The sequence below is a fragment of the Shewanella olleyana genome (assembly GCF_023283825.1).
GTDB lineage: Bacteria > Pseudomonadota > Gammaproteobacteria > Enterobacterales > Shewanellaceae > Shewanella > Shewanella olleyana.
Genome location: NZ_JAKILD010000020.1, coordinates 1 through 23890, shown reverse-complemented (window position 1 = coordinate 23890; position 23890 = coordinate 1). Strand labels below are relative to the sequence as shown.

The following is a 23890-nucleotide window of genomic DNA, read 5'->3' as shown; positions in this document are numbered from 1 at the left end:
TGTATTAAACAATATAACTCCCAGGTCAAAACTATGCGGTGGTTTTGGCCTGGTTTTTAGACATTCCCTATAAACTATCTAATACAAATAAAAGACCTTGATTCAATAGTGTAAAATCAGTTTTGTCCAAAAACAAGCTAAAAATACCCTGAATCAGCGGTCATATTTCATTAACTACAGCAGTAAGAGATAATCTAAACTATGCCTAGCTGTGGTTAGTTTCTCAATTTGAATGAACCGAAAATGGTTGAATATAAGACGTATAACATTATGAAAATAGTGTAATATTATTGGATGAAAGTTCTAAATTAAAATCCCCTCTAGAAAACAGCCAAATTTGGTTCAAATATTTGTGTGAAAATAAATTTTTTTTCAAAAAATTTAAAAAAAATTCCTTCCAGTTAACTTGTTGTTCTACAACACATCTCAAAAAAATAAAAATCAATTATAGTGTAATATTGTATTATATCTTTAGTTTTCATTGATTTACAAGAAAAAGCTCAGTTGATCAAAATTTGATCTTTGCTAAGATCTATTCGTACCTAGCGTTAAATTGTCAGGATGACGAGTAGTTTAAGTAAGGAGTTTTTTATGAGTAGAAGTTGTTATGAGCAAGATGACAAAAAGTATGAGAAGTGGGCAAAAGAAGGGCGCGGACAGGGCAGGCTTGGAACTTACAAGCCGTGGTTAACTGTGTTTGATGTTGCTTCCTATGGTCGTAGTCATCGTATCCCATCATTCAAGCTAAGCCGTATAGTGCATACTTTTTCTGACATTGAAGCCGCTAGAGTATATCAACTTGAACATGACTCATCAGTTATCGACTTCAATGAACAATTTCCATTAGATCGTGAAAAAACCTTAGAAATAGCCAATCGACCTAGTGTTTCGTTTAAACACCCTAGTGTTAGAGGCTTTCATACTGTTATGACGACGGATTTTGTTGTTCATTACAAGGATAGAATTGTTGCTGAGCAAATTAAGCCATTCTCCGAATTAATCAAACCACGCGTCATTGAAAAGCTAACAATCGAAAAAGCTTATTGGAATGATAAGAACATCGAGTTCTTGGTCAAAACAGAAAAAGATTTCCCCTTAGCGCTCAAGAAAAATCTGCAATGGTTACATCAACCGCTGTGGTACAAAACTCCACCTCATAAATTAATGGGGTTTGCTGCTGAGTTTATGGCGCTATTTACAAAATACCCAAATGATGGAATTGCTGAGATAGCTGAGTATCTTGAAATGACTACTACATTGGAAAAATTGCAAGAAGGTCATGGCTTGATGCTGTTACGACAGCTTTTTGCTAAGCATTATTTAATGTTTGATTTAAATATATATTTTTCCGAGATCAAAGGAAAAGATATCTCGTTCAACGAGATTAAAATGGACTTGAGGACAGCAGGCTAATGTTAAACCTTCAACTCAATCAAGTTTATGAGATGAATGAACAAAAGCATCGAGTATTGGCATTGCCGGTGGAGCATGTCGTCCTGTTTAATATGGATGAAAGGTTAGCTGAACCTGAAACTTTCCAAGAATGCTATTTGGAAAATTTGGCATTTGAGGGCGAATTTTCAATAACTAATGACCCTTTTGCCAAGCATATTGCTGGTGCTGAATTTGCGACAGAAAAAGACAAAGAGGTTCGTGATCGACGTTATAGAGTTATCAAGAATATCGTAGAGGACAGCGAGTTTTTCTTGAGGAGTCGTCGGCGAGAACTATTCCGACAAGCCAAACGTGAGAATAACAAGAAGTCTAAGTTTGTTGGTGAAACTTGCCGAACTTTCTGGCGCAAAGGCGCAGTGCCAAATGCTCTAATTGGAAAGTATAGTAACAGTGGTGCTGCGGGTAAAGTTCGTACATTTGTCAATTCACGGACAGGGCCTAGAGCACAATTTGAAGACAGATCAAAGGCGATAAAAACTGATTTGGTTAATAAGCTTTTTAAGACTGTTATTGAAAAGCACTATCTAGCAGAAGGTAAAAAGTTTTCACAAACGCACAAGAAATTTAAAAATCGTTATCGCACTATGAAGGGGGACATCAAGGATGAAGATATCCCCACTATTGAGCAGATGCGACAGTTTTATCATACTGAATTTAATGAGATTTATGCGTTGAGAAAACGTATGGATAAGCACAAGTATGAAAAAGACGTTAAAGCAAAATCTTCTACAATCAATACACAAGTTAACGGACCAGCCGATATGTTTGGTGTAGATACAACCCTAACAAAAATTCATTTAGTTTCAGCTTTTGATAGAACATTAATTATCGGAAAACCAACTCTCGTGCTGGTTAAAGACGTTTTTTCGAGAACAGTCGTCGGTTGGTATTTAGGGTTTGAGAACCCTTCATACTACTCAACAGTATTGGCGTTAGCATCGGCTATTTCTGATAATACGGATGATTTTAAAAAAGCGGGTTTTGATAATGTTCCAGCAGGCTTAGTTCCTGTCACTATGTGTCAAAAAATATCAGGTGATAAAGGTGAGATACATACACATGCTGGCGATGTATTGAGAAATCAATTTGGTGTGACATTTACTGCTTCTCGAAGTTATGGCTCCGACGCTAATGGAATGATTGAAAGGGCTATTCGCAAGGTAGAAGAAAGTTTTGAGGATGACCTCCCAGGTGTGGCAGAAGCAATAAAAGCCAAAAAACAGGGTGGAAAAGATACTCGTTTAAAAGCTGGTGTAACACTTGAAGAGTTAAGAGGGTATGTTCTGGAAGAAATTCTAATTCATAATCAATATGCGGATTTGTCCAAAAGTTATGATCGTGACGCTGACATGCCTGTTGATTTACCGCTGACTCCGATCTCGTTATGGAAGTGGGGGGTTAAAAACAGAATGGGCAGCTTGAAGACAGTGTCTAGAAAGACTTTCTTGTTATCTATGCTCCCACGCGAAACGGCGACGATTTCAGTTAAGGGGGTTTGTGTAGAAGGGCTTTATTATTGGAGTGATGAATTAGAAAAAAAAGCCTTTTTTGAAAAAAACCGTGAATTATGTCCCTACGACAAACTCGAATGTATATATGACCCATCATGTATGAAACAAATTATAGTCATATTACCCGGTAAAGAGCCGCAATTTATCCAGTGTGAAATGTCAGACCGAAGTCGCTTTTATGATCGTTCTTATTCTTTACAAGAAATCGAGGTGCTTAGAGCAGAGACCAAGAAAACAGATCATGAAACGGGTAAGGAACACGAGGCAGTACTTGTAGATAGAGAAGTAGGTAAAGAGGACTTTTTGAAAGAAATTAGAAGCAAGGCGCCAAAAGGTCAAATGGCTTCAGATGCAGCAAGAATAGGAGCCATAAAAGCAAACAGAGTCGATGCTGTTCATGAAGAACGGGATCAAAGAATGAAAGATGGTGGTAGTATTTTTGACCCCATTGAAAACCCAGAAGAAAAAGAGCATCAGGATGACGCTCTTTATAACCCAGAAGTAGATGAACTACTTAAAAACAAAAGGACTTGATGTTATGCAATTGAATTTATTGCCCGAACTCGACAATCTGAATCGGCACTTACCTGCTGCTCATTATCAAAAAAGCCAACTTCAGGCTTATCAAGGGAATGAGTTAATAGAAGCTCTTCCCGTACTTGGTAGCGCCGACGATATATATAATCGTCTCGTGTCGTTACAAACAGAACTCATAAATAGCAGTGACTTATCTGCTCATGAAAGAGCACAGTTGCTATGTATGGCTATCGAAGATTTCTTCTTTCCCACTGATCAGCACTTCGAACTATTGTTTAAATATGATTTGATGCTTCGACAAGGCTATAGCAAGCGATCTATTACAGATATACCGAGTATGGAAGACCGTAGGGCAAGTGCAAAGCTATTGTTTGTCAAAGGTACTGCTGGTGAAGGGAAAACCCAAGCTATATTGCGCATTGGCAACATGTATGACCAAGTTATTAGTCATAAGGAATACGGAAAAGCTCAGGTGGTTCACATTGAAATGAAATGTCCTGTTGAGCCAACAGTTAAGTCGTTTTGTTATAGCTTTTTTGAAAGTATGCAAAGGGCAACAAAAACAGATGCGATGACAAGTGCATTTCGCATTAGAAATGAACATGAATTATTCTATGCAGTTAAGTATTCCGTTGAACGGTTCCATCTTGGGATCCTTGTCATTGATGACATCGAAAACCTGTTTTCAGGGAGCTCACCGCAAGGTTTGATTCGAAAAATTGTTGAGCTATCAGAGTCTACCGGCCTTCCAATAGTGTTAAGTGGTAGCAATGAATCTGAAGGGTTGTTCAAGAGCCATGCAAAAATCACCTTTGATGTTTTGGGGATGGGGACACTTGATTGGAAGCTTCTACCGTTAGTGAAAATTGAAAATGGACAATGTATTCCGTCGACGGAAAATTGGGAAAAATTTGTTTCAGCTTTATGGAAATATCAAGTTGTTACTGCGCCCGAAACGTCTGTGCCAAGTGATTTTTGTGAGGCTTTATATGAGTTATCACAAGGTATACCAAAAGTGGCTATTAGCCTTTTTGTTGCGACTCAATTGAAAGCGTTGTATTCACAAAAAGATAAAATGACAGTGCAATTGCTTAAGCAAGTGGAAAAGAAAGAGTTTGGTTTAGTTCGTACTCAAATGTCGGTGCTGAAAAGACAAGATTCTTTAGCATTGAGATCATACAAAGGGCTGACACTGCCGTCTGTAGACACGCTAATGTTTACTTTCAAAGAGGAGGTTGAACACCATACAACTCGGGATGATAAATCCAATCAGTCACGCGTTCTAAATTTCTTAGTTGACAAAAAAGTTGATGTCGAGATAGCGAAGGAGGTTGCGACGCGCATAACTAGCGATTTTCCAGAAATACCGATAGAAGTCGCTTTGGAAAAGGTTGCTAATTGGCTGCAAGATAATGAGAAAGATGTTGTCACTGAGCAGGAACTTAATAAGCGAGTTAAAAAGCGCAAAGTCACTGATGAGGACAAGCAAGATATTGACTCTACATTGAGTGACGCATCAAGAGTCAGGGATGACAAGAATGATGATTGGTTTAGTGAGTGGTAGGCACCTATGCTCAACTTCCCCTACCCATATGAAGATGAGCTAACTTACAGTATTTTAGCGCGCGCAAGCGCGCATTTTTGTAGTTTTAGTCATAAAACATGGCTTGAGCTAACACTAAAAAACCGATGTGCCATTGCAACAATAGATTTTCCTTCTCACTTAGATGAACTGACCAAGTTGTTTTTTCTAGGTGGTATTAGCTCTGAGCTGCTAATTTATCAGCACACACTATTCCCATTGTGTTCGCCCTTTATTCCTCTAGCTAGAAAAGTGAAATGTATAGATTGGATGAAAGCTAAGTCTAATGGGGGAACGCACTTGATGAGCGGCTGGGCAGCGAGTCGCTTACCTAAATTACAGTTAATTCGTTATTGTCCGATGTGTATATCCGAGCAAATTGACTCTTATGGGGAGGCATATTGGGTGAGGATGCATCAAGTCATCGGTTTGGTGAGCTGTACTAAACATAATTGTCTACTTGAAGAAGTTAGTCAATTTAATCATAAGAGGCATCGTCATGAGTATTACCCAGCCACGACCGTTAATCTGATGATGCCGCCAAGACTTGGTTATGATGAGTTTGATCAAAGGCTCAGCCTACCTATTCAATCGCTTTTAAATAGGGGGAGTCACCCTTCACCATCATATAAACAATGGACTTCTTACTATCGTCACTTAATTCAGCAATCACAATGCACTAAGGGCAAATATTGCAGCTTTGAAGCTGTGAAAGAAAAGGTCTTACATTACTGGCCAGAAGCATGGTTGAAGCAATATAACCTGTGGCCACTTGATTCATCGAATAGCTGGCTTCATTGCATAACCCGCAAACATCGAAAGTCTTTCTCATACCTAGAGCACATCGTTATTTTACATGCACTATATGATGGTTCTTGGGAGATAGAGGATGTACTTGAAGACGTTGGCTCAATCAAAAACATACATACTCCTCAGCTAGACCACGAAATAGTTTTAAATACTCAATTAAACATAAGAGAGTTAAAAGCTAAATGGTTGCAACTAGTAAAAGTGTTGGGAACTAAAGTCGCTAGAGCAACTTCAGGCGGTGGCTTATATATGCAACTTTATCGTAACCAACACAGTTGGTTGATGAAGCTCAATAAACGTTATCGAAGACCTATCGATAATATGACTAATCGAGTTAATTGGCATCAGCGAGATATTGAAACAACTAAGAGGTTGATAAAAGCCCGAGACCAAGTAGAACAAGATCTTTTATTACCTCGTCAATCAAAGTTATGGTTCATGCAGCAACTACCCAATAAGGCTGCCATTGAAAAAAACCTTCATAAATTACCAATTACTAATAAGTTTTTAAATGTATACCAAGAGACGGTTAGTGAATATCAAATTCGAAGAATTACTCGGGTTTTAACCTATGAACAGTCACTTCCTTTTTGGATGTTGATTAAGCATGCAGGATTAAGTGAAGAAAGAATGACTGATATAACCAGAAAACTATGCGAATTGCATGGGTTTGTTTAGAGTTATTTTTAGGGAGTAAATGATGTTTAGTGACGAAAACTCATTATCAGAATACCGCTTTGAAGATATATCAAAAGTAGCGATTTCGACGTATGTCGGTATTATGCAACAGTGGAATATTTCAGGTGAAGACCAGCTATTATTGCTTGGTTTTAACGGTGACGTTAGTACTGAAAAGCTTATGGAGCCTCCCTTTTCTTTAATTACGCCAGAAGTGTTAGAACGTATCTCATTCGTTTTGAAAATATACAAGTGCCTTCAAATATTATTCCCTGAGTGTGAGCAATCAAATACTTGGATTAAGAAAGCCAACGATGCTTTTGGTGGAGATTCTGCATTGGCGGTAATATTGGGTGATAGAAATAATGGCCTATTAAAAGTTGCTGAACACCTCATTAATCAGCTCGAAATACCCAATGAGTTTTTGGAAAAATCAGTCCAAAAAGAGTTCATCCTGAGCTTAGTTCTGGAATGGGCTGGGTCAACTGAAAATGCAATAAATTGGTATGAGAGTCAAATGATACCGGCTTTAGGTATGACCCCCCAGCGAGCTGTTGAATGCGGCAATTATAATCTGGTATTGAAATATTTAGAGGGCGTTAGCTTGGGTGGTTATGCTTAATGAAAATCGCATTCGGGGGGTAAATATATGTGATTTTCTAAACGTATACACCAGATAAGCAGTAGAGATTAATTTTCTTTCGGATCTTACTGATTTAGTTTTGTGAAAGTTTTTTGCCAACTCTTGATAAAGCACCGTTTTTCCTAGTAAGCCCACCGAGCAATATACTTTTTATTGACTGTTCTTGCGGAGTATAGATATTGATTTTCGATATCTGAGCTATATCAGCTTCAGTTCAACCTGCTGTTTTATAAAAATTTGTTTGGGTGCGAACCATATTGTTTCCAACTCTATTTATATGAGGGCGACTGACTTTTGAGCAATGTAGTGATACTTATATGTTTTGTTTCGATCTTTATTTAAATAAGCTTGTTTTTTGCTAACGGATGAAATGGGAATACTGAAGGATTTGGTTTCCAACTTTATTCTGAATCTACAAATTTTAAGCCTCCAATATTGGGGGCTTTTTTGTTTTTTTTCCCCGTTTAATTGTCATTTAATACGTAATTAATTTTCAATTTTGTCATTATCTGATCTCTATTGTTCAGCTTCCTTATTCATCTTTCTTTGTCCTGAAGTATCCTCTTCTAACGCTCCATGTTTTCTTGTTGTAAGGCTTGTTTGGCTTTCTTTGTCTGGTGTGGGTTTATTGTTTCTTGTGGGTGTGCAATTTGTTGGTTTTGTATTGTTTTTAGGTTTGTTTTTCATGGTTTTTCTCATTTAAATAATATTGTTTTTTTTGGTGATACAGAACACTTGAGTCTGAGGTAAACACAGATACACTGCAGGCAATTAACTATTTAATGAGTCCAAAATGTATGGAAGTTTTCATCAGTTTATTAGGTATGTGTGCACTAATTGGAATAGCCATTTTATTGTCTGAACGCCGCAGCGCGATTAAACCCAGAACGGTTATCGGTGCACTGATCTTTCAAGTGGCATTTGGTGCTTTTGTTATGTATTTGCCTATAGGGCAAAGCATGCTTGATGCAGCCTCTAACGGCGTTATGCATGTTATTAATTATGGTAACGAAGGTCTTGCCTTTGTTTTTGGTGATTTGGCCAAGTTCGGTGTGGGCTTTATCTTTGTCATCAATGTCCTTTTTGTAGTGGTCTTTATCAGTGCGCTAATTGCTGTGTTGTATTACCTAGGCATCATGCAGCTTATTATAGGCTTGATAGGTGGTGGCTTATCAAAACTGTTAGGCACGAGTCGCGCTGAGTCATTATCGGCAACTGCGAATATTTTTGTTGGCCCAATTGAAGCGCCATCTATGGTGCGTCCTTTTGTTAAGCACATGACTCGCTCAGAATTGTTTGCAGTGATGACAGGTGGTTTAGCCTCTGTGGCTGGTGGCACCATGATTGGTTATATCCAAATGGGCGTTGATATTAAGTATGTGCTGACAGCGGCCTTTATGACGGCACCAGCTGGATTACTGTTTGCCAAATTGATGTGGCCAGAAACTGAAACACCACGTAATGACATTAAAAAGGTAATGGAAGAACAAGAGGATAAACCGGCGAATGTCCTAGATGCTGCTGCCAGTGGGGCTGCTATGGGAATGCAGCAGGTATTGGCTGTATCTGCACTATTAATTGCATTTGTTGGGCTTATCGCCATGGTTAATGGCTTAATCGGTGGCGTTGGTAGCTGGTTTGGATATGGCGAATTAACCATGCAAGCTATTCTCGGCTATTTGTTAGCGCCGTTAGCTTGGATTATGGGTGTGCCTTGGAGTGAGGCTACTCAAGCTGCATCATTTATCGGTCAGAAAATGGTGATTAATGAGTTTGTCGCCTATATCGATTTCTTAAAAGTTGCTGATGATTTATCAGAGAAAACCCAAATCATTATTAGCTTTGCATTGTGTGGCTTTGCCAACTTAGGTTCATTGGCCATGGTGATCGGTGGTTTAGCGGCTTTATGTCCTGAACGTCGCCATGACTTAAGCGCATTAGGTATGAAAGCCTTAATAGCTGCAGCTCTTGCAAACTTGATGAGCGGTACTATTGCTGGCTTATTATTTAGTCTAGCAAATTAATTTCAATTGTATGTTATGCCTGCTAACGCAGCAGGCTTTTTCGGAGTAACAAGATGACACCACATATTAATGCCCCCGAAGGCGCTTTTGCTAAAACCGTTTTAATGCCGGGTGATCCTTTACGTGCTAAATACATTGCTGACAATTTCCTTGAAAATGCCGTATTAGTAACCGATGTTCGCAATATGCTCGGCTATACAGGTGAGTTCAATGGTAAGCGTATTTCTGTCATGGGTTCGGGCATGGGGATACCATCAATTTCTATTTATGCTAAAGAGCTTATTACCGAATACGGTGTCGAAAACATTATTCGTATAGGTTCATGTGGAGCGGTAAGCGATAACATTAAATTAATGGATGTGGTAATGGCAATGGGCGCGAGTACTGATTCAGCTATTAACCGTACCCGTTTTGCTAACACTGATTTTGCCATGATTGCAGACTTTAACATGTTACGCTTGGCAGCTGATGCAGCAGAAAAGCAAGGCGCTAATTACCATGTAGGTAACTTGTATTCATCTGATTTATTCTATTCTGCTGACGATTCACGTTACGATTTGATGGAAAAATATGGAATTCTAGGTGTCGAAATGGAAGCGGCTGGTTTGTATGGTGTAGCAGCTGAATATGGTGCTAAAGCATTAGCCATGATGACAGTGACAGATCATTTAAGACAAGGTTTACATTTGACGGCTGATGAGCGCCAGCAAACCTTAAATGACATGATTAAACTTACCCTAGAAGCGGTAAGCCATTTAGATTAAAACTGTTGAATTTAAGTCGTTTGTAAGCTTTGATTTAAATGTAATAATTAAAATGCCACTAGCAGTCTTTACAAACTGTCAGTGGCATTTTTGTTTATTCAATAAATCATAAAGCGTCTATACCCAAACAAGCTGAAGCTGCTGGATTTCAGCAAGAATTTACACGCGTTTAGGCAAGGCATTGATTGCGGGTAATGGTATTCCCTTTTCAAAATCAATAACGCAGCATAAACGCGTGTAAAACTTGCCCTCAGGGAGTTTCACCGTGTTCCCACTACGTTGTTGCGCTAATTTATAAGGTACCTACATTACCGCATTAACGCGCCTAGTATTGAAAACACGGTGAAGCTCTGAAACACGTATCTTCAAGTTGTTTGGGTATAGTACCAATCGGGATAAATAAGCGATCAGATATTGCGTAGGAAAAATCGCTTAGAACAAGGCAGAAATTGCAGCTAGCTAGTTGCTCTACCTACAAAATTTCTAACGAAGTTATAAACGATTTTAATCAGTAAGAATGATCACATTCCTAAACTAGCAACACTGCTATCTTGGTTAAATTGAATAGCTTGAGAGCATAAGCTAATCTTTTGATTATCATCAGATGAATTGAATTGTGAAATAGTAAGATCTCATTCATCGCTCGTAGTTTGCGTCATTATCATATCTTCGATACCGGTTTTATATTTTACTGCCGTTAGTTTTTTGATGATGTCGGCTTTGATTGCTGATTATTCAGAATCAACATCACTATAAAAACATCAAAGACCATTAATCCTGCCATGCCAATGGCATCTTCAGTTTTACTGTTGGCATTGCTTCACGATTTATAAGTGTTTCTGATAATGCAGCATCAATATTCATCAAGCCAGCGATAGCTGTATGCGCTGGAACACAGTAAGAACAACCGTATTCAGCGTTAATAGTCTGCCATACAACAGTTAACTGTTCTGCATTAAATGATGGTTTAGAAAAGACTCTGCGTAGTACTTGGTAAGCTTGAAATGTATTTCTCCTAAGTATATTTATTATGAATTTTAATTCAGGCCTTTGGGTAATCAATAGTTACTCAATATGATGTGACTATAAATCGCTTTGAGTGATCGTTTGGGGTGCAGTTGAACGTTCGTTTATTTGTGCTTGTTCGAAATCAGTTAAACGGGCTAACACTTTTGCAGAAGTTATATTTTAACCAACGAGGTTGTTTGCTACTGTACAAATAAAGTGCGATGTAAATTAGCTAAGGAAAATGGATGCGATTAATAGTTATAAGCTTGCTTTTTATTTTGATGCTGTTGGGTTGTTCGCCAACTTCAACACCTCAAGCTATTGGAACGTTAGAACGTGACAGGGTGACTTTTACGGCAACATCAAATGAAATTATTCGTGAATTACCGGTTAATGAAGGCAGTTTTGTTAACGCAGGACAGGTTCTTGTAAAGCTTGATACAAAAAATCAGCAAGCCGTGCTCGCGAGCGCCATAGCTAATGAAGCTAAAGCAACTGCATTTTTATTGAAGCTGACCAATGGTGAACGACCTGAAGATATTGCCTCAGCCCAAGCAAATGTGGCTCAAGCTGAAGCGCAATACGTAGAGGCGCAGAAAAGTTATCAGCGCCAAGTTGAGTTGATTGAGCGTAAGCTAGTCAGCCAGTCGGAGTTAGATGCCGCATTGGCCGCTAGAGATAAAGCCCAAGCGGCGTTACATTCTGCCAAAGAAGAGTTTAGTAAATTAACGGCGGGCTCAAGAGTTGAAGATATTGAGCAAGCTAGAGCTGAACTTGCTGCGGCGAATGCTGAGGTTGCACTTCAATCTCAGAAACTAGCTGAACTTACTATAGTGGCAACCCGTGACGGAATTTTAGATAACCTACCCTACAACTTGGGTGAGCGAGTGGCGGTGAATGGCATCGTTGCGGTTATGTTAGCAAATAGAGTTCCCTATGCCAGAGTGTATGTTCCAGCGACACATCGAATTAACTTTATACCAGGAAAGCAAGTGACAGTGCATGTTGATGGTGTCGAACACGCCTTAACGGGTACGGTTCGCTGGGTGTCCCATGAGGCCTCTTTTACCCCTTATTATGCACTAACAGAAGATGAGCGTGCGCGGCTAATGTATCTTGCTGAGATCGACTTGGAAGAGTCAGCGGCACAATATCCATCAGGGGTTCCAGCACAAGTTGATCTTATTGTTGATGGCATAGGCGGAGAGTCATCATGAGTGAATTCGCTATTGAAGCGGTTGATGTGGTTAAGCAGTTTGGGAATTTTACAGCAATTGAAAACGTGACATTAAGGGTTCCTAAAGGCTGTATTTATGGTTTTCTGGGGCCGAATGGCTGTGGAAAATCCACAATGATCAGAGTACTTACCGGGTTGCTAAGTCCGACATCAGGCCAGGTTAATGTGTTGGGGCTTTCTATTCCAAAGCAGGCGGAACTACTGAAATTGAAAATTGGCTATATGACGCAACAGTTCTCGTTATATGACGATTTGAGTGTGGAAGAAAACATGCAGTTTATTGGGCAAATTTTTGGAATGGGTAGCAAGTTACTCAGTCAGCGCATTGATGAACAACTTGTGACTTATGGCTTGGACTCTAAACGCAAACAACGAGTTGAAGGTATGAGTGGTGGTCAACGTCAGCGCTTGTCTTTAGCTTGTGCCACTATGCATAAACCGGAATTACTTTTTCTTGATGAGCCGACCTCTGCAGTTGACCCTGAAAACAGAAGAGAATTTTGGGAGCAGTTATTTGAACTGTCTGAGCAAGGCACCACGATATTGGTGACGACTCATTATATGGACGAGGCTGAGCGTTGCCATCGTTTGGCGGTAATGGAGTCGGGGGTGATTCGAGCAGACGGTGAACCTGATATGTTAATGAAACAAATGGGCGTTAATATTGTTGAAGTTAAGAGTGAGCAACTAAGGTCATTAAAGCAAAAACTATTGGCTACAGGCGCTGTGCGTTCTGCTGCTCAACTGGGTGTGCGGTTAAGGGTGCTTATTTATCAAGATATTATAGAGCCGATTCAATGGTTAAAAACAACTTTTCCTGAACTACAACATGCGGAAATGAACATTGCTCGCCCAAGTTTAGAAGATGTTTTTGTGTGTGTGACCGGAGAGGGACGTCAATGATCTCTTTTTATCGAATGAATGCGGTAATGGTCAAAGAAATACGCCAGTTGTCACGGGACCGTATTACTTTTGGCATGGTTGTAATGCTTCCGCTTATTCAATTGTTATTGTTTGGCTTTGCAATAAATACCGATATTCGCCAAATACCTATTGCCGTGGTTGATCAAAGTCAGAGTACCGCGGGAAGAGTGATTACTGAGTCGGTAAAAGTGACTCAAGTTGTTAATGTGGTAAAACGTTTTGCTACCGCAGAAGAGGCCGAACAAGCAATTAAAGAAGGCGTTGTTAAAGCTGCATTGATTCTGCCCAGTGATTTAACTCAACGTATGGTACAAAATCGGGTGTTAGGGCAATGGGTTGTTGATGGCTCTGATACCATGATTAGTTCAGCAATTTTAGCATTACAATCTATGCCATTAACGGACTTCGATTTTGATATTAGGCCGCCGACGGTAAAAACGTTTGAGGTCGTATTATTCTATAATCCTAGTCGGCGTTCAGCAGTGAATATTGTCCCAGGATTGCTTGGGGTAATATTGACCATGACAATGATTCTTTTTACTAGCACTGCAATAGTTCGTGAGCGCGAGAGGGGCAACCTTGAATTGCTGATTACTACGCCAATCCATTCTATAGAGCTAATGGTTGCTAAAATAGTCCCATATATTTTTGTTGGCTTGGTGCAAGTTTTTATTATTTTAGGCTTAGGGCATTTTATTTTTGATGTCCCGATTAACGGGTCGGTTGCACAGATATTATTGGGTACGTTATTGTTTATTTCTGCCAGTTTGTCGTTAGGATTAATGATATCGACTGTGGCACAGACTCAGTTACAAGCGATGCAAATGACCGTGTTTGTATTATTACCTTCAATATTATTGTCTGGATTTATGTTTCCTTATGAAGGTATGCCTGAAGTCGCACAGTGGATATCTGAAGTATTACCAGCCACACATTTTATGCGTCTAATTCGCGGTGTGGTGTTACGTGAAGCTGATTTATTTGATTTATGGCGCGATACATTGTGGCTTGCTGGTTTTACTGTTGTAGGTTTGTTTATTGCCTCAACACGTTTTAAGAAAACGTTAGACTAACAACATCATTATCAGCTTCAGTTTCCCTCTGTTTGGGTGTCGCTGACTATATAAGTCACAATGTGTGTTATTTCATAGTGACTTTGCCACCAATCATTTTAAATGCTGGAGTTCCACGGACTAAAGTGTCTCTGGCAAAAGGTGTTTCACATTGTGGACAGATACAAGGCGTTTTAGTGTAATCATCGACAATCCGTTCTTTAAAGCACTTAACTAATGCACCTTTTCCACCTTTACGATACTTAAAAAGCTGGGTTTTACATTTAGCACAGAATACATCAACGGTACGGGTTGGTCCTTTTGCGTTTGGTTTGGCCACTGTTATTTCCAATATGAATAGAAGTTAAATGGTAAATCAAACGCAAAAAAGTTTACAGTGGTGAAATAAATGGATCGGCAATAAAGAAAAAGCCTTCAATAAATATTGAAGGCTTTCATTTTAAGTTATTGGGTCATTATTTAGTAATAATACTAACCGAATTCTCCGCTCACATACCCTTGGGTCCGTGAGTCTTGTGGGTTATTAAATACTTGCTGAGTTTCACCTTGCTCAACTAACTCGCCCATCCAGAAGAACGCGGTTCTGTCTGAAATGCGCTTAGCTTGGTTCATTGAGTGAGTCACAATTACAATGGTGAACTTTTTACGTAACTCGTCCATCAACTCTTCAATCTTATGAGTCGCGATAGGATCAAGTGCGCTGGTTGGCTCATCCATTAAAATGACTTCTGGCTCCATTGCAATGGCACGAGCAATACAAAGGCGTTGCTGTTGGCCACCAGAAAGCCCGAATGCTGGGGTATTAAGACGGTCTTTCACTTCTTCCCATAATGCCGCGCCGCGCAGTGAGTCTTCAACGACTTGATCAAGTACCTTCTTATCTTTAACGCCTTGGGCTTTAAGTCCAAAAGCGATGTTCTCATAAATACTCATAGGAAATGGATTTGGCTTTTGAAATACCATACCTACACGCATTCTTAGCTGTTTTACATCAACATCGGCATAAATATCTTCGCCTTCAAATGCAACAGTACCGGTGATTTTTACGCCTGCAACCAAATCATTCATGCGGTTTAGTGTACGCAGTAGCGTTGATTTACCACAACCAGATGGACCAATTAATGCCGTAACTTGACGTTGTGGTATATCAATTGAAATATCTTTTAATGCGTGGTTTTCACCGTAAAATAAATCTAAGTTGCTTACTTGTAATTTGTTCATTTTCTGGCCTTTATCTGACACGACTTTTTGCGTGTCATTATTCTCTGTTCGTGATATTCGTTTGTGACAAATTGATATTTATCAGTATGTTTTTTACTTAGGAAGACTTATTTAAACGGTTAGCTATAACTTTGGTTGCTAAGTTCAATGCCAACACTAATACAATCAATATCGTCGCTGTAGCGTACGCTTGATCCCATTCATGTTGAGTAAACAGTTCCTGAGTTAACTTATATAAATGAACAGTCAATGTTCGGCCTGAATCCATTACAGAGTCAGGAATTTGAGTCACCATACCGGCGGTTAAAAATACCGGTGCAGACTCTCCAATAACGCGGCCAGTACTTAAAATGACTGACGTAACAATTCCAGGTAAAGCGCTTGGTAAAATTAAGCGCCAAATGGTGTAAATCTTACTACTGCCCAATGCATAACCACCTTCACGGTAGCTCATCGGTACAGCCATTAACGCTTCTTCAGTGGTACGAATGATCACCGGTAAAATCAGCATCGCTAATGTCAATGCTCCTGAAAGAATTGAGAACCCTAAACCTAAAGTACTAACAAAAAATGTCATACCAAATAGGCCGTAAACAATTGATGGAATACCCGCTAATGATTCAGTACAAAAACGGATAACTTGGACTAATTTACTACCCGGTGCAGCATATTCAGTAAGGTATATCGCAGTCATAATGCCAATCGGCGCCGCGAATGCTAATGAAAGCATTACCATATAAACTGTTGAAACAATCATTGCCCAAATACCTGATGCTTCACCTATTCGAGTATAAGCTCCGGTAATAAACTCCCAGCTTACATGGCTTAAACCATTTGAAAGGATATGCCACACAACCCAGAGTAAAAACAAAATAGTGATACCCGCTGCAGCCCAGATAGCGCCATTAAGCAACTTATCTTGATTTTCTCTCGACAGTAATGATTTAGAGTCTGATTGAGTAAACTTAGACATTATTAGTACGCTCTCTTGCGGTTTAGATATAGCAGTGAACCATTAAGTAGCACAATGAAGGCTAATAAAACGATTCCTGTTGCATATAATGCGTTTGAATGGATACCTGTTGCGTAAGCCATTTCCATTGCAATGTTTGCTGTTAGTGTTCTGGCTGGCTCAAGGATTGACCCAGGCATAGCTGGTGCGTTGCCCATCACCATAATAATGGCCATGGTCTCGCCGATAGCACGTGCTACACCAAGTGCTACACCCGTTAATATGCCGCTCTTAGCTGCAGGGATTAATACTTTAAAAATACTGTAAACATGAGATGCTCCTAAAGCTAAGGCTCCTTCTTTATAGACTGAAGGTAACGCTCTAATTGAGGTCTCTGAAATAGTAATAACGGTTGGCAAAATCATAATCGCCAACACAATAATTCCTGCTAATAGGGTATTACCTGCAGGAATATTAAATAGGGTTTCGATAGCTGGGACAATAATCACCAACCCGAAAAAACCGTAAACAACAGATGGAATACCAGCTAATAGCTCAACGGCGGGTCGAACGAGATCTGCTAACCATTTAGGCGCAATTTCTGCGAGGAATACAGCTGTAAGAATTGCAATTGGAACACCAATCATAACGGCGCCAGCAGTAGAGATGATTGAGGCTACAATCATCGGGAAGATGCCATATAACGCTGGTGGCAGCCACTCTTTACCTGTTACAAACTCAGTAACACCTGCTTCTTTAAATGCAGGTAAACCTTCGTTAAATACAAACCATCCAATGGTGGAAACCGATAGTACGCCAACCATAGCGCAACATAGGAAAAGGCCATGAAAGAAAATTTCTTTGATGTCCATGGCTTTTTTGGGTGCAAGTTGCAGTCCTTGTGATTGGACTCTAGTTGCTGTATTCATCATATGCCTCGAGGTCGTACTGATGATTAATCATTTTAATATTTGATAGAAACTACAAAGAGGAGCATGAGCTCCTCTTTAGGAATTGCGTTTATTAATTACTGAACGCGGATGTAACCTTCTTCAGCAACAATGCTTTGACCGTCATTTGACATGATGAAGTCAATAAAGCTTTGTGCATTTGGGTGTGGCTTGTTATTCACTAATACAATGAATGGACGAGCAATTTGATATTCGCCAGCTGCAATGTTTTTGTCAGTAGCTTCAACGCCATCTACACTTAGTGCAACTAGAGAGTCATCAACTGAACCTAGTGAGATATAACCAATGGCATATGGGTTATTTGCTACGATTGTTTTGATCATACCGTTACCGTTACCGACTTGAGCAGTAGGGGTAATGGCCGTTACTTTGTGGCCATTTACAGTACGTTGTAAGTCCATGATTTCTTCGAAAGCGCCACGAGTACCCGAACCGTTTTCACGAGTGACTACAACGATTGGACGTGCTTCACCGCCTACTTCGCTCCAGTTTTTGATTTCGCCGCGGTAGATTTTTGAAATTTGCTCTTGAGTTAAGTTTTGAACTGGGTTTGCTTTGTTTACTGCAGCTGCAATACCGTCACGAGCAATAACGATTTCTTTTGTATCATCGTTTAACTCATTTTCTTTAATGTTACGAGAAGACATACCAATCATGCTGGTGCCGTCTTTCGCTGCACGAATACCAGCAGAAGAACCAGTGCCTTGTACTTCAACATGCTTTTTCGCAGTGTTTTGATAATTCTCTGCTAGTACTTCCATAACCTGAGCAACAGATGTTGAACCAGATACTGTTACTGTACCAGCTTGAACAAGAGGTGCCGTCATTAAGCCAACAGCAGTTAATAAACCAATCACTTTTTTCATCACAAATTCCACTTATTATTTGTACTTAAATTTGTACTTAATACCCATCTTGGATATTGAAAGTTAGGGTGCTTCTTTCTCGCTGTAATTTGAAGCGAGTGCATTAAGACAGATCAATATGACAGTTAAGTTACAGCGCTAATGATTGCTATCTTCTCTATGAGGATTATCTAAAGTGATGTTTTTTAAGTGTTATCGTGCTGTTAATTGTCTTGCTTCATTAACTATATTTCAGCAAAAACATATCAAGATTTCTTAAATAGGAATTAAATGATGATGTCTGCAGTTAGAAAGGATGTCAGTTAGACTTGGAGTGAGAAAATTCACCAAGATGGATTTTGTGTTAATCATTGTTTAAGTCTATTTTAAGTTTGGTGGCGCCAAAAGTGGTATATTGTGCACAAATCATTTCTTATTAATTATTTTATTAAAGTTTTATTACAGTCGGGCTCGAATATCTATTTAGTTATAAAAATTACAGCCTTTATAACTTAGGCGTTTATTTCAGAGATGCCAAAACACCAAAATACATTTACCTCACTCCTAAAGGCGGCTTTATGACAACCGAGATGATCATGATTGGAATGTCTATTCTGATTGTTATTGGCATTCTATTACATCACCCATCTCGTACTCTTGGTATTCCGTCATTATTCATTTTTATGGGCGTAGGATTATCGCTGGGTAATGGTGAGTTTAACTTTGTATATGACAATCTAGATAAAACGGCTTGGATAGGTGGACTTGCTCTTAATGTGATTGTATTTGTTGGCGGGTTAAATACATCAACTGCAAAAATAAAAGTAGCTTATAAAGAAGGGGGAGTTTTAGCTTCTTTCGGGGTTATCTTTACCACATTAATATTTGCAGCCATTCTTTATTTATTGCTCGATTTTGATTTTATTATTTGTTTACTCTTTGCGGCGGTGGTTTCTTCTACCGATGCTGCAGCTGTATTTTCAATTTTGGAATCGAAAAAGCTAAAATTAAAAGAAGAAACCGATACCGTGCTGGAGTTTGAATCAGCAACCAATGACCCTGTAGCGATGTTAATGGTGATTGTATTAACAGAAATGGCATTATCTTCTAGTCAATCAATCTCTATATCTTCATTAAGCCTTAGTTTAGTGACTCAGATTTTAGTCGCCATTGTTGTAGGGTTCTTGGTTGGAAAGGTCGCGGTTACTTTATTAAATAAGATTAGCTTGTCTGAATATGGTTTGATCCCTGTATTTGTTTTAGCAAGCTTTATCATTGCCACTTATGGTGCAGAATTGTTAGGCGGTAATATTTTACTCGCTTCTTATATTGCTGGTGTTGTCATAGGTAATGGTATTAAACGTGGCCAACAGATAAATTTGCACTTTTTTAATAGTTTGTCTTGGTTAGCACAGGCACTGATGTTTATCGTATTGGGGCTGCAGATTTTCCCGCAAACCTTAATGACCGTTTTTTGGGTTTCTATTATTCCAGGCTTATTATTGATATTTGTCGCAAGGCCTCTCGCAGTGCAGTTATGCTACCTCCCATTTGTAAACGCGAGTTGGAAAAAGCGTCTATTTATATCAATGGTTGGCTTAAAAGGAGCAACGCCTATTGTTTTCGCATTAATACCAGCTGCCGCAGGTGTACCAGGTGCAATTGACATGGTGCATATGGTGTTCTTTTTTGTATTGTTCTCTATCTTTATTCAAGGTGGCGCAATTGCACCTTTAGCCAATAAATTAGGTTTAGAGAAAGAAATACCGCCAAAATAGTCAAGTATTGGCATCTAAAGCTTAGATCTGAATAGAGGTTATTAACTTGCTGCAATAGCTAAATCATTAGCCTCGATTCGATTCCAAACTTTGTCATGGAAATAATACACCACTGTATTCACTGCAGGTTCAATTAAAGCGACCGCCCCACCAATGACGATACTGCCTGTTAATAGATAGGTAATCGTAAAAGCTACGCTGAAATGCAAAATAGCAAAAGTAAGTGTCTTTTTCATGGGAGAACCTTAATGAGTCGTGTTGTTTAGTTAATTCAATGATAATAGTTCTCATTATTATTTAAAGTGTTTTTTTCCAATTACGAGAAAAGGTTTATTCGATTAAGGTAGGAATATGCAATTAAGGTTTAAAATTTATAATAAGAAATGATCAATATTTCGAATATGAAGGCTTGATTGAAAGGGATAAGTGCCCCCTCAATAAATGCAGAGGGCTGACCCGTGGGGGGGTAAACTTTTATAAAACTAATTTTGTGTGTCGATCAATAATGCCAAGGGAATTTAGAGAAGTCCTGATCGCGTTTTTCTAGGAATGCATCACGACCTTCTTGAGCCTCGTCAGTACCGTAGGCAAGGCGTGTAGCTTCACCTGCAAACAATTGTTGGCCAACTAAACCATCATCTGGCAAGTTAAAGCCGTATTTAAGCATGCGCATTGCCGTTGGCGACTTGCTGTTTATTTCTTTTGCCCATGATAAAGCTTCTGTTTCAAGGTCAGCATGAGGTATTGCGCGGTTAACCATCCCCATATCGAATGCTTCTTCTGCTGTGTAATTAAAGCCAAGGAAGAAAATTTCACGAGCTCGTTTTTGGCCAATCATTTTTGCAAGGTATGCACTGCCGTAACCAGAATCAAAACTACCTACATCAGGGTCGGTTTGTTTAAACACAGCATGTTCTTTCGAAGCTAATGTTAGATCGCATACAACATGTAAACTATGACCACCACCAACAGCCCAACCTGGAACTACAGCGATAACCACTTTTGGCATAAAGCGAATTAATCGTTGGACTTCTAAAATATGTAAACGGCCCATACGTGCTACATCAGGCTTACCTTCTTCTGCGCCCTCGTACTTATAACCATCTTTGCCACGAATACGTTGATCGCCGCCAGCACAAAAAGAGAACTGACCTTTAGCTGATGGACCATTCCCTGTCAGTAATACACAGCCAACATCGGACCATTGGCGAGCATGATCTAAAGCGGTATACAGTTCATCAACTGTTTTTGGACGAAAAGAGTTAAGACAATCAGGACGATTGATTGCAATACGAACTGTACCTTGGTCTTTTGCTCGGTGGTAAGTGATATCTTCAAAGTCGAAACCACTTACAGTATCCCAAAGTGAAGGGTCAAATATGTCAGAAACCTGTTGTGTCATTTTACTAGCCTTTTTCAATCGAATATCCAAAGGCTAGGCTGAATTAAATCTCAGGTCAATTGACAGATGTCAGGAAAGTAAAATTTATATCTTGTCACAGATTAATTGCAGGTTTTCTTTTCCAAAAACCGGGTGTTTTGCCCCAAAACCGCAATACTCATCATCAAAAGCGGCCACAGTAGCATTATCAGTAAAAATAGACTTAAATTCTAAAGCTTCTTTACTTGATAGCCTTTCAATAACCCCTGAAGGCATTGAAATAACTTTGTCGCTTTTTCTTATTATTTTTGTGCCCGTCATCGAAGTGACTTTTTCATCTGCGCTATTTAATACTGATTGTATTTCAGCAATAGGTTCATCTAATTTGTCTGTTTCAGTCGCAAAGTAGTAAATAACACCGCCAATCAGTGCAATAAGGATCCAGCCTCTCATCTTTTAGTCCAATTAAAGTGAATAACAATGAATAATACGAGTATAATATACTCAATTAACACTCTATATACGAGTGTGTAGCAGTTGATAGAGTTTTTTATCTAAAATCGATAACTTATTCCGATTATTTGTTTCGATAACATCCACTTATTTTTGCCCCATTTATATAAGTAGTAAGGCATTAAGATGACCCAAGAATCTACACCTAAAGATTACGCCAAAGAAAAACGGATCAAAATCCATCAGCCAGATGCGAGTAAAGCTGACAGGTTCAATCCGAGTAATAGCATCTATGTTCGTGCTGTAACAGGTTTGTGGACGACGGTAAGAAGGCGTATTGGTTGGGCCACCATGTCATTTTTCTTAATATTGCCTTGGCTTCCTTGGGGAGACAGACAGGCTGTCTGGTTTAATTTAGCTGAACAAAAATTCCATATTTTTGGTCTGACTATTTGGCCACAAGATTTAACCTTGTTGGCCGCACTCTTCACGATTGCCGCATTTGGTTTGTTTTTTGTGACCACTTATCTTGGAAGAGTGTGGTGCGGCTATACCTGTCCACAAACCGTATGGACGTTTATTTTTATTTGGTTCGAAGAAAAATTCGAAGGCGCGCGTAATAAACGTATCAAGCTTGACCAAATGCCATGGAGCTTCAATAAACTATGGCGAAAAACAGCTAAACATTCCTCTTGGATACTCATATCCTTACTAACCGCAATGACCTTTGTGTCTTACTTCGTGCCAAGTCGAGAAGTGTATATAGATGTATTTACACTTAATGCTGATCTGAGTATCTACTTCTGGGTGGTTTTCTTTACCTTTGCAACTTATGGCAACGCCGGCTGGATGCGCGAAATTATGTGTATTCACATGTGCCCGTATGCTCGTTTCCAAGCAGCTATGTTTGATAAGAATACTTATATAGTAGGTTATGATTCGAAACGTGGTGAAACAAGAGGACCACGATCTCGAAAAGCCGACCATAAAGAAATGGGCTTGGGTGACTGTATTGACTGTGACTTATGTGTTCAGGTTTGTCCTACTGGTATCGATATTCGAAATGGGCTTCAATACGAATGTATTAACTGCGGTGCTTGTATTGATGCTTGTGATACTACAATGGAGCGAATGGGCTATGACAAAGGCTTAATTAGTTACACTACAGAAAATAAACTAGAAGATATTAAAGAGACTATTGTTAGACCAAAACTGATAGGTTATGGAGTTGCTTTAACTGTCATGATCTTAGTTTTCATATATGCCAGTGCGACAATAGCGCCTGTGCGGATGGATGTTATCCGAGATCGTAATGCTCTTTATCGAATAACAAATGATGGACTAGTTGAAAATACCTATACGTTAAAGCTGCTCAATAAAACAGAACAGGCTCAAGAATATCAACTTTCAATGAATGGTCTTGAGGGGTATGAGTGGAATGGCCCTAAACAAGTTGCAGTAAAGGCAGGTGAAGTGCTGACATTACCTATTAGTATTGCGGTGGATCCGGGTCAATTAGAACGAACAGTGACAAAAATCAACTTAGTCGTAGAGGCTAGCATCGAAAACAAAGCCGTTATTATCAAACAAGAATCCAGATTCTTTGGTGAGTAAATAACGCTATAGCTGGATTAAGGGACTGTTTAGTCCCTTTTTTATGCGTTTCGTTTGAAAAAGCAGCTGTCATTCATATTTATGTCATTTTCTTTCAAATACCCCTTGCGGTGTTTCAGGATTTGCCTATAATGCGCATCCACTGACACGGCAGACCGCAACAGCGAAACACTGAGTCAGGTTGATTTGAGAGGGTTTTAACCACTTCAAATTAACGGCAAAAAGAAGTTTGAAAAAACACTTGACGCCAACGAGGGAAAGCGTAGAATACGCATCCCTGACCAACACGGTCAACGCTCTTTAACAATCAAACAAGTAAATCTGTGTGGACACTCACAGGTGTTGAGTTAATCGAAATTGCTGCTTAGGCAGCAATCAAAATTATTATCAATGTAACGATGAGTGTTCATAGCAATATGTAACAAACAG

22 protein-coding genes are annotated in these 23890 nt (G+C 39.3%); 12 read left to right on the top strand and 10 right to left on the bottom strand.

The annotated features are described in order from the left end of the window. Positions 1-591 precede the first annotated feature (591 nt). Genes L2735_RS14510 through L2735_RS14490 form a run of 5 tightly spaced genes read left to right on the top strand, consistent with a single transcriptional unit; the run spans position 592 to position 7195 of the window. Positions 592-1413, top strand: a complete 822-nt coding sequence (locus tag L2735_RS14510) for a TnsA endonuclease N-terminal domain-containing protein (protein WP_248985399.1) — start codon at positions 592-594, stop codon at positions 1411-1413. Beyond that, entirely contained in the window at positions 1413-3500 is a 2088-nt protein-coding gene (locus tag L2735_RS14505; protein ID WP_248985398.1) for a Mu transposase C-terminal domain-containing protein, read from the top strand. The genes L2735_RS14510 and L2735_RS14505 overlap by 1 nt, the downstream gene beginning before the upstream one ends. A gap of 4 nt (positions 3501-3504) precedes the next feature. Further along, complete coding sequence (locus tag L2735_RS14500) at positions 3505-5067, top strand: AAA family ATPase (RefSeq protein ID WP_248985397.1); 1563 nt, start codon at positions 3505-3507, stop codon at positions 5065-5067. A gap of 6 nt (positions 5068-5073) precedes the next feature. Next, positions 5074-6573, top strand: a complete 1500-nt coding sequence (locus tag L2735_RS14495; RefSeq protein WP_248985396.1) for a TnsD family Tn7-like transposition protein — start codon at positions 5074-5076, stop codon at positions 6571-6573. 19 nt (positions 6574-6592) lie between these two features. Continuing rightward, positions 6593-7195 (top strand): hypothetical protein, encoded by a 603-nt coding sequence (locus tag L2735_RS14490; RefSeq protein WP_248985395.1) that lies wholly within the window; start codon positions 6593-6595, stop codon positions 7193-7195. A gap of 537 nt (positions 7196-7732) precedes the next feature. Here the strand turns inward: L2735_RS14490 and L2735_RS14485 are convergent. Next, positions 7733-7903, bottom strand: coding sequence for a hypothetical protein (locus L2735_RS14485; RefSeq protein ID WP_248985394.1), 171 nt, complete (start codon positions 7901-7903; stop codon positions 7733-7735). 110 nt (positions 7904-8013) lie between these two features. On the opposite strand from L2735_RS14485, the gene L2735_RS14480 reads away from it, so the two are divergent. Further along, on the top strand, positions 8014-9240 hold the full coding sequence (locus L2735_RS14480) for a NupC/NupG family nucleoside CNT transporter (protein ID WP_248985393.1): 1227 nt from the start codon (positions 8014-8016) through the stop codon (positions 9238-9240). A gap of 53 nt (positions 9241-9293) precedes the next feature. Next, positions 9294-10004: a purine-nucleoside phosphorylase gene (gene deoD, locus L2735_RS14475; protein WP_248985392.1), complete on the top strand. Its 711-nt coding sequence runs from the start codon at positions 9294-9296 to the stop codon at positions 10002-10004. Between the two features lie 771 nt (positions 10005-10775). On the opposite strand, the gene L2735_RS14470 is transcribed toward deoD, so the two are convergent. Then, positions 10776-11066: a carboxymuconolactone decarboxylase family protein gene (locus L2735_RS14470; protein WP_248985391.1), complete on the bottom strand. Its 291-nt coding sequence runs from the start codon at positions 11064-11066 to the stop codon at positions 10776-10778. A 191-nt stretch (positions 11067-11257) separates the two neighbouring features. Between L2735_RS14470 and L2735_RS14465 the strand changes: the two genes are divergently transcribed. From L2735_RS14465 to L2735_RS14455, 3 genes are read left to right on the top strand one after another with little or no spacing between them, the layout of a single operon-like run. Continuing rightward, the gene (locus L2735_RS14465) at positions 11258-12229 is read left to right on the top strand and encodes an HlyD family secretion protein (RefSeq protein WP_248985390.1); all 972 of its coding nucleotides are present in this window, start codon (positions 11258-11260) and stop codon (positions 12227-12229) included. Then, positions 12226-13152, top strand: a complete 927-nt coding sequence (locus L2735_RS14460) for an ABC transporter ATP-binding protein (protein WP_248985389.1) — start codon at positions 12226-12228, stop codon at positions 13150-13152. The genes L2735_RS14465 and L2735_RS14460 overlap by 4 nt, the downstream gene beginning before the upstream one ends. After that, positions 13149-14246, top strand: coding sequence for an ABC transporter permease (locus L2735_RS14455; RefSeq protein ID WP_248985388.1), 1098 nt, complete (start codon positions 13149-13151; stop codon positions 14244-14246). Before L2735_RS14460 ends, L2735_RS14455 begins: the two co-directional genes overlap by 4 nt. Before the next feature lie 67 nt (positions 14247-14313). Here the strand turns inward: L2735_RS14455 and L2735_RS14450 are convergent, their stop codons facing one another. The 5 genes from L2735_RS14450 to L2735_RS14430 all read right to left on the bottom strand — a co-directional run bounded on the left by L2735_RS14450 (position 14314) and on the right by L2735_RS14430 (position 18256). After that, positions 14314-14565, bottom strand: coding sequence for a hypothetical protein (locus tag L2735_RS14450; protein ID WP_248985387.1), 252 nt, complete (start codon positions 14563-14565; stop codon positions 14314-14316). Between the two features lie 152 nt (positions 14566-14717). Then, positions 14718-15467 carry a phosphate ABC transporter ATP-binding protein PstB gene (gene pstB / locus L2735_RS14445; protein ID WP_248985386.1) on the bottom strand — a complete coding sequence of 250 codons (750 nt, stop codon included), beginning with the start codon at positions 15465-15467 and terminating at the stop codon, positions 14718-14720. A 97-nt stretch (positions 15468-15564) separates the two neighbouring features. Continuing rightward, the gene (gene pstA, locus L2735_RS14440; protein WP_248985385.1) at positions 15565-16440 is read right to left on the bottom strand and encodes a phosphate ABC transporter permease PstA; all 876 of its coding nucleotides are present in this window, start codon (positions 16438-16440) and stop codon (positions 15565-15567) included. Between the two features lie 2 nt (positions 16441-16442). Further along, complete coding sequence (gene pstC, locus L2735_RS14435; RefSeq protein ID WP_248985384.1) at positions 16443-17348, bottom strand: phosphate ABC transporter permease subunit PstC; 906 nt, start codon at positions 17346-17348, stop codon at positions 16443-16445. Positions 17349-17446: 98 nt separating this feature from the next. Beyond that, positions 17447-18256, bottom strand: a complete 810-nt coding sequence (locus tag L2735_RS14430; RefSeq protein WP_248985383.1) for a phosphate ABC transporter substrate-binding protein — start codon at positions 18254-18256, stop codon at positions 17447-17449. Positions 18257-18813: 557 nt separating this feature from the next. Here L2735_RS14430 and L2735_RS14425 point away from each other — a divergent pair. Beyond that, positions 18814-20013 (top strand): potassium/proton antiporter, encoded by a 1200-nt coding sequence (locus tag L2735_RS14425; RefSeq protein ID WP_248985382.1) that lies wholly within the window; start codon positions 18814-18816, stop codon positions 20011-20013. 41 nt (positions 20014-20054) lie between these two features. On the opposite strand, the gene L2735_RS14420 is transcribed toward L2735_RS14425, so the two are convergent. From L2735_RS14420 to L2735_RS14410, 3 genes are all read right to left on the bottom strand, one after another. After that, positions 20055-20249: a DUF2061 domain-containing protein gene (locus L2735_RS14420; protein ID WP_248985381.1), complete on the bottom strand. Its 195-nt coding sequence runs from the start codon at positions 20247-20249 to the stop codon at positions 20055-20057. Positions 20250-20512: 263 nt separating this feature from the next. Beyond that, complete coding sequence (locus L2735_RS14415) at positions 20513-21415, bottom strand: 1,4-dihydroxy-2-naphthoyl-CoA synthase (protein ID WP_248985380.1); 903 nt, start codon at positions 21413-21415, stop codon at positions 20513-20515. Positions 21416-21499: 84 nt separating this feature from the next. Further along, positions 21500-21847 (bottom strand): hypothetical protein, encoded by a 348-nt coding sequence (locus L2735_RS14410; protein WP_153916764.1) that lies wholly within the window; start codon positions 21845-21847, stop codon positions 21500-21502. 186 nt (positions 21848-22033) lie between these two features. On the opposite strand from L2735_RS14410, the gene ccoG reads away from it, so the two are divergent. Further along, positions 22034-23461 (top strand): cytochrome c oxidase accessory protein CcoG, encoded by a 1428-nt coding sequence (gene ccoG, locus L2735_RS14405; RefSeq protein ID WP_248985379.1) that lies wholly within the window; start codon positions 22034-22036, stop codon positions 23459-23461. Positions 23462-23890: the final 429 nt, after the last annotated feature.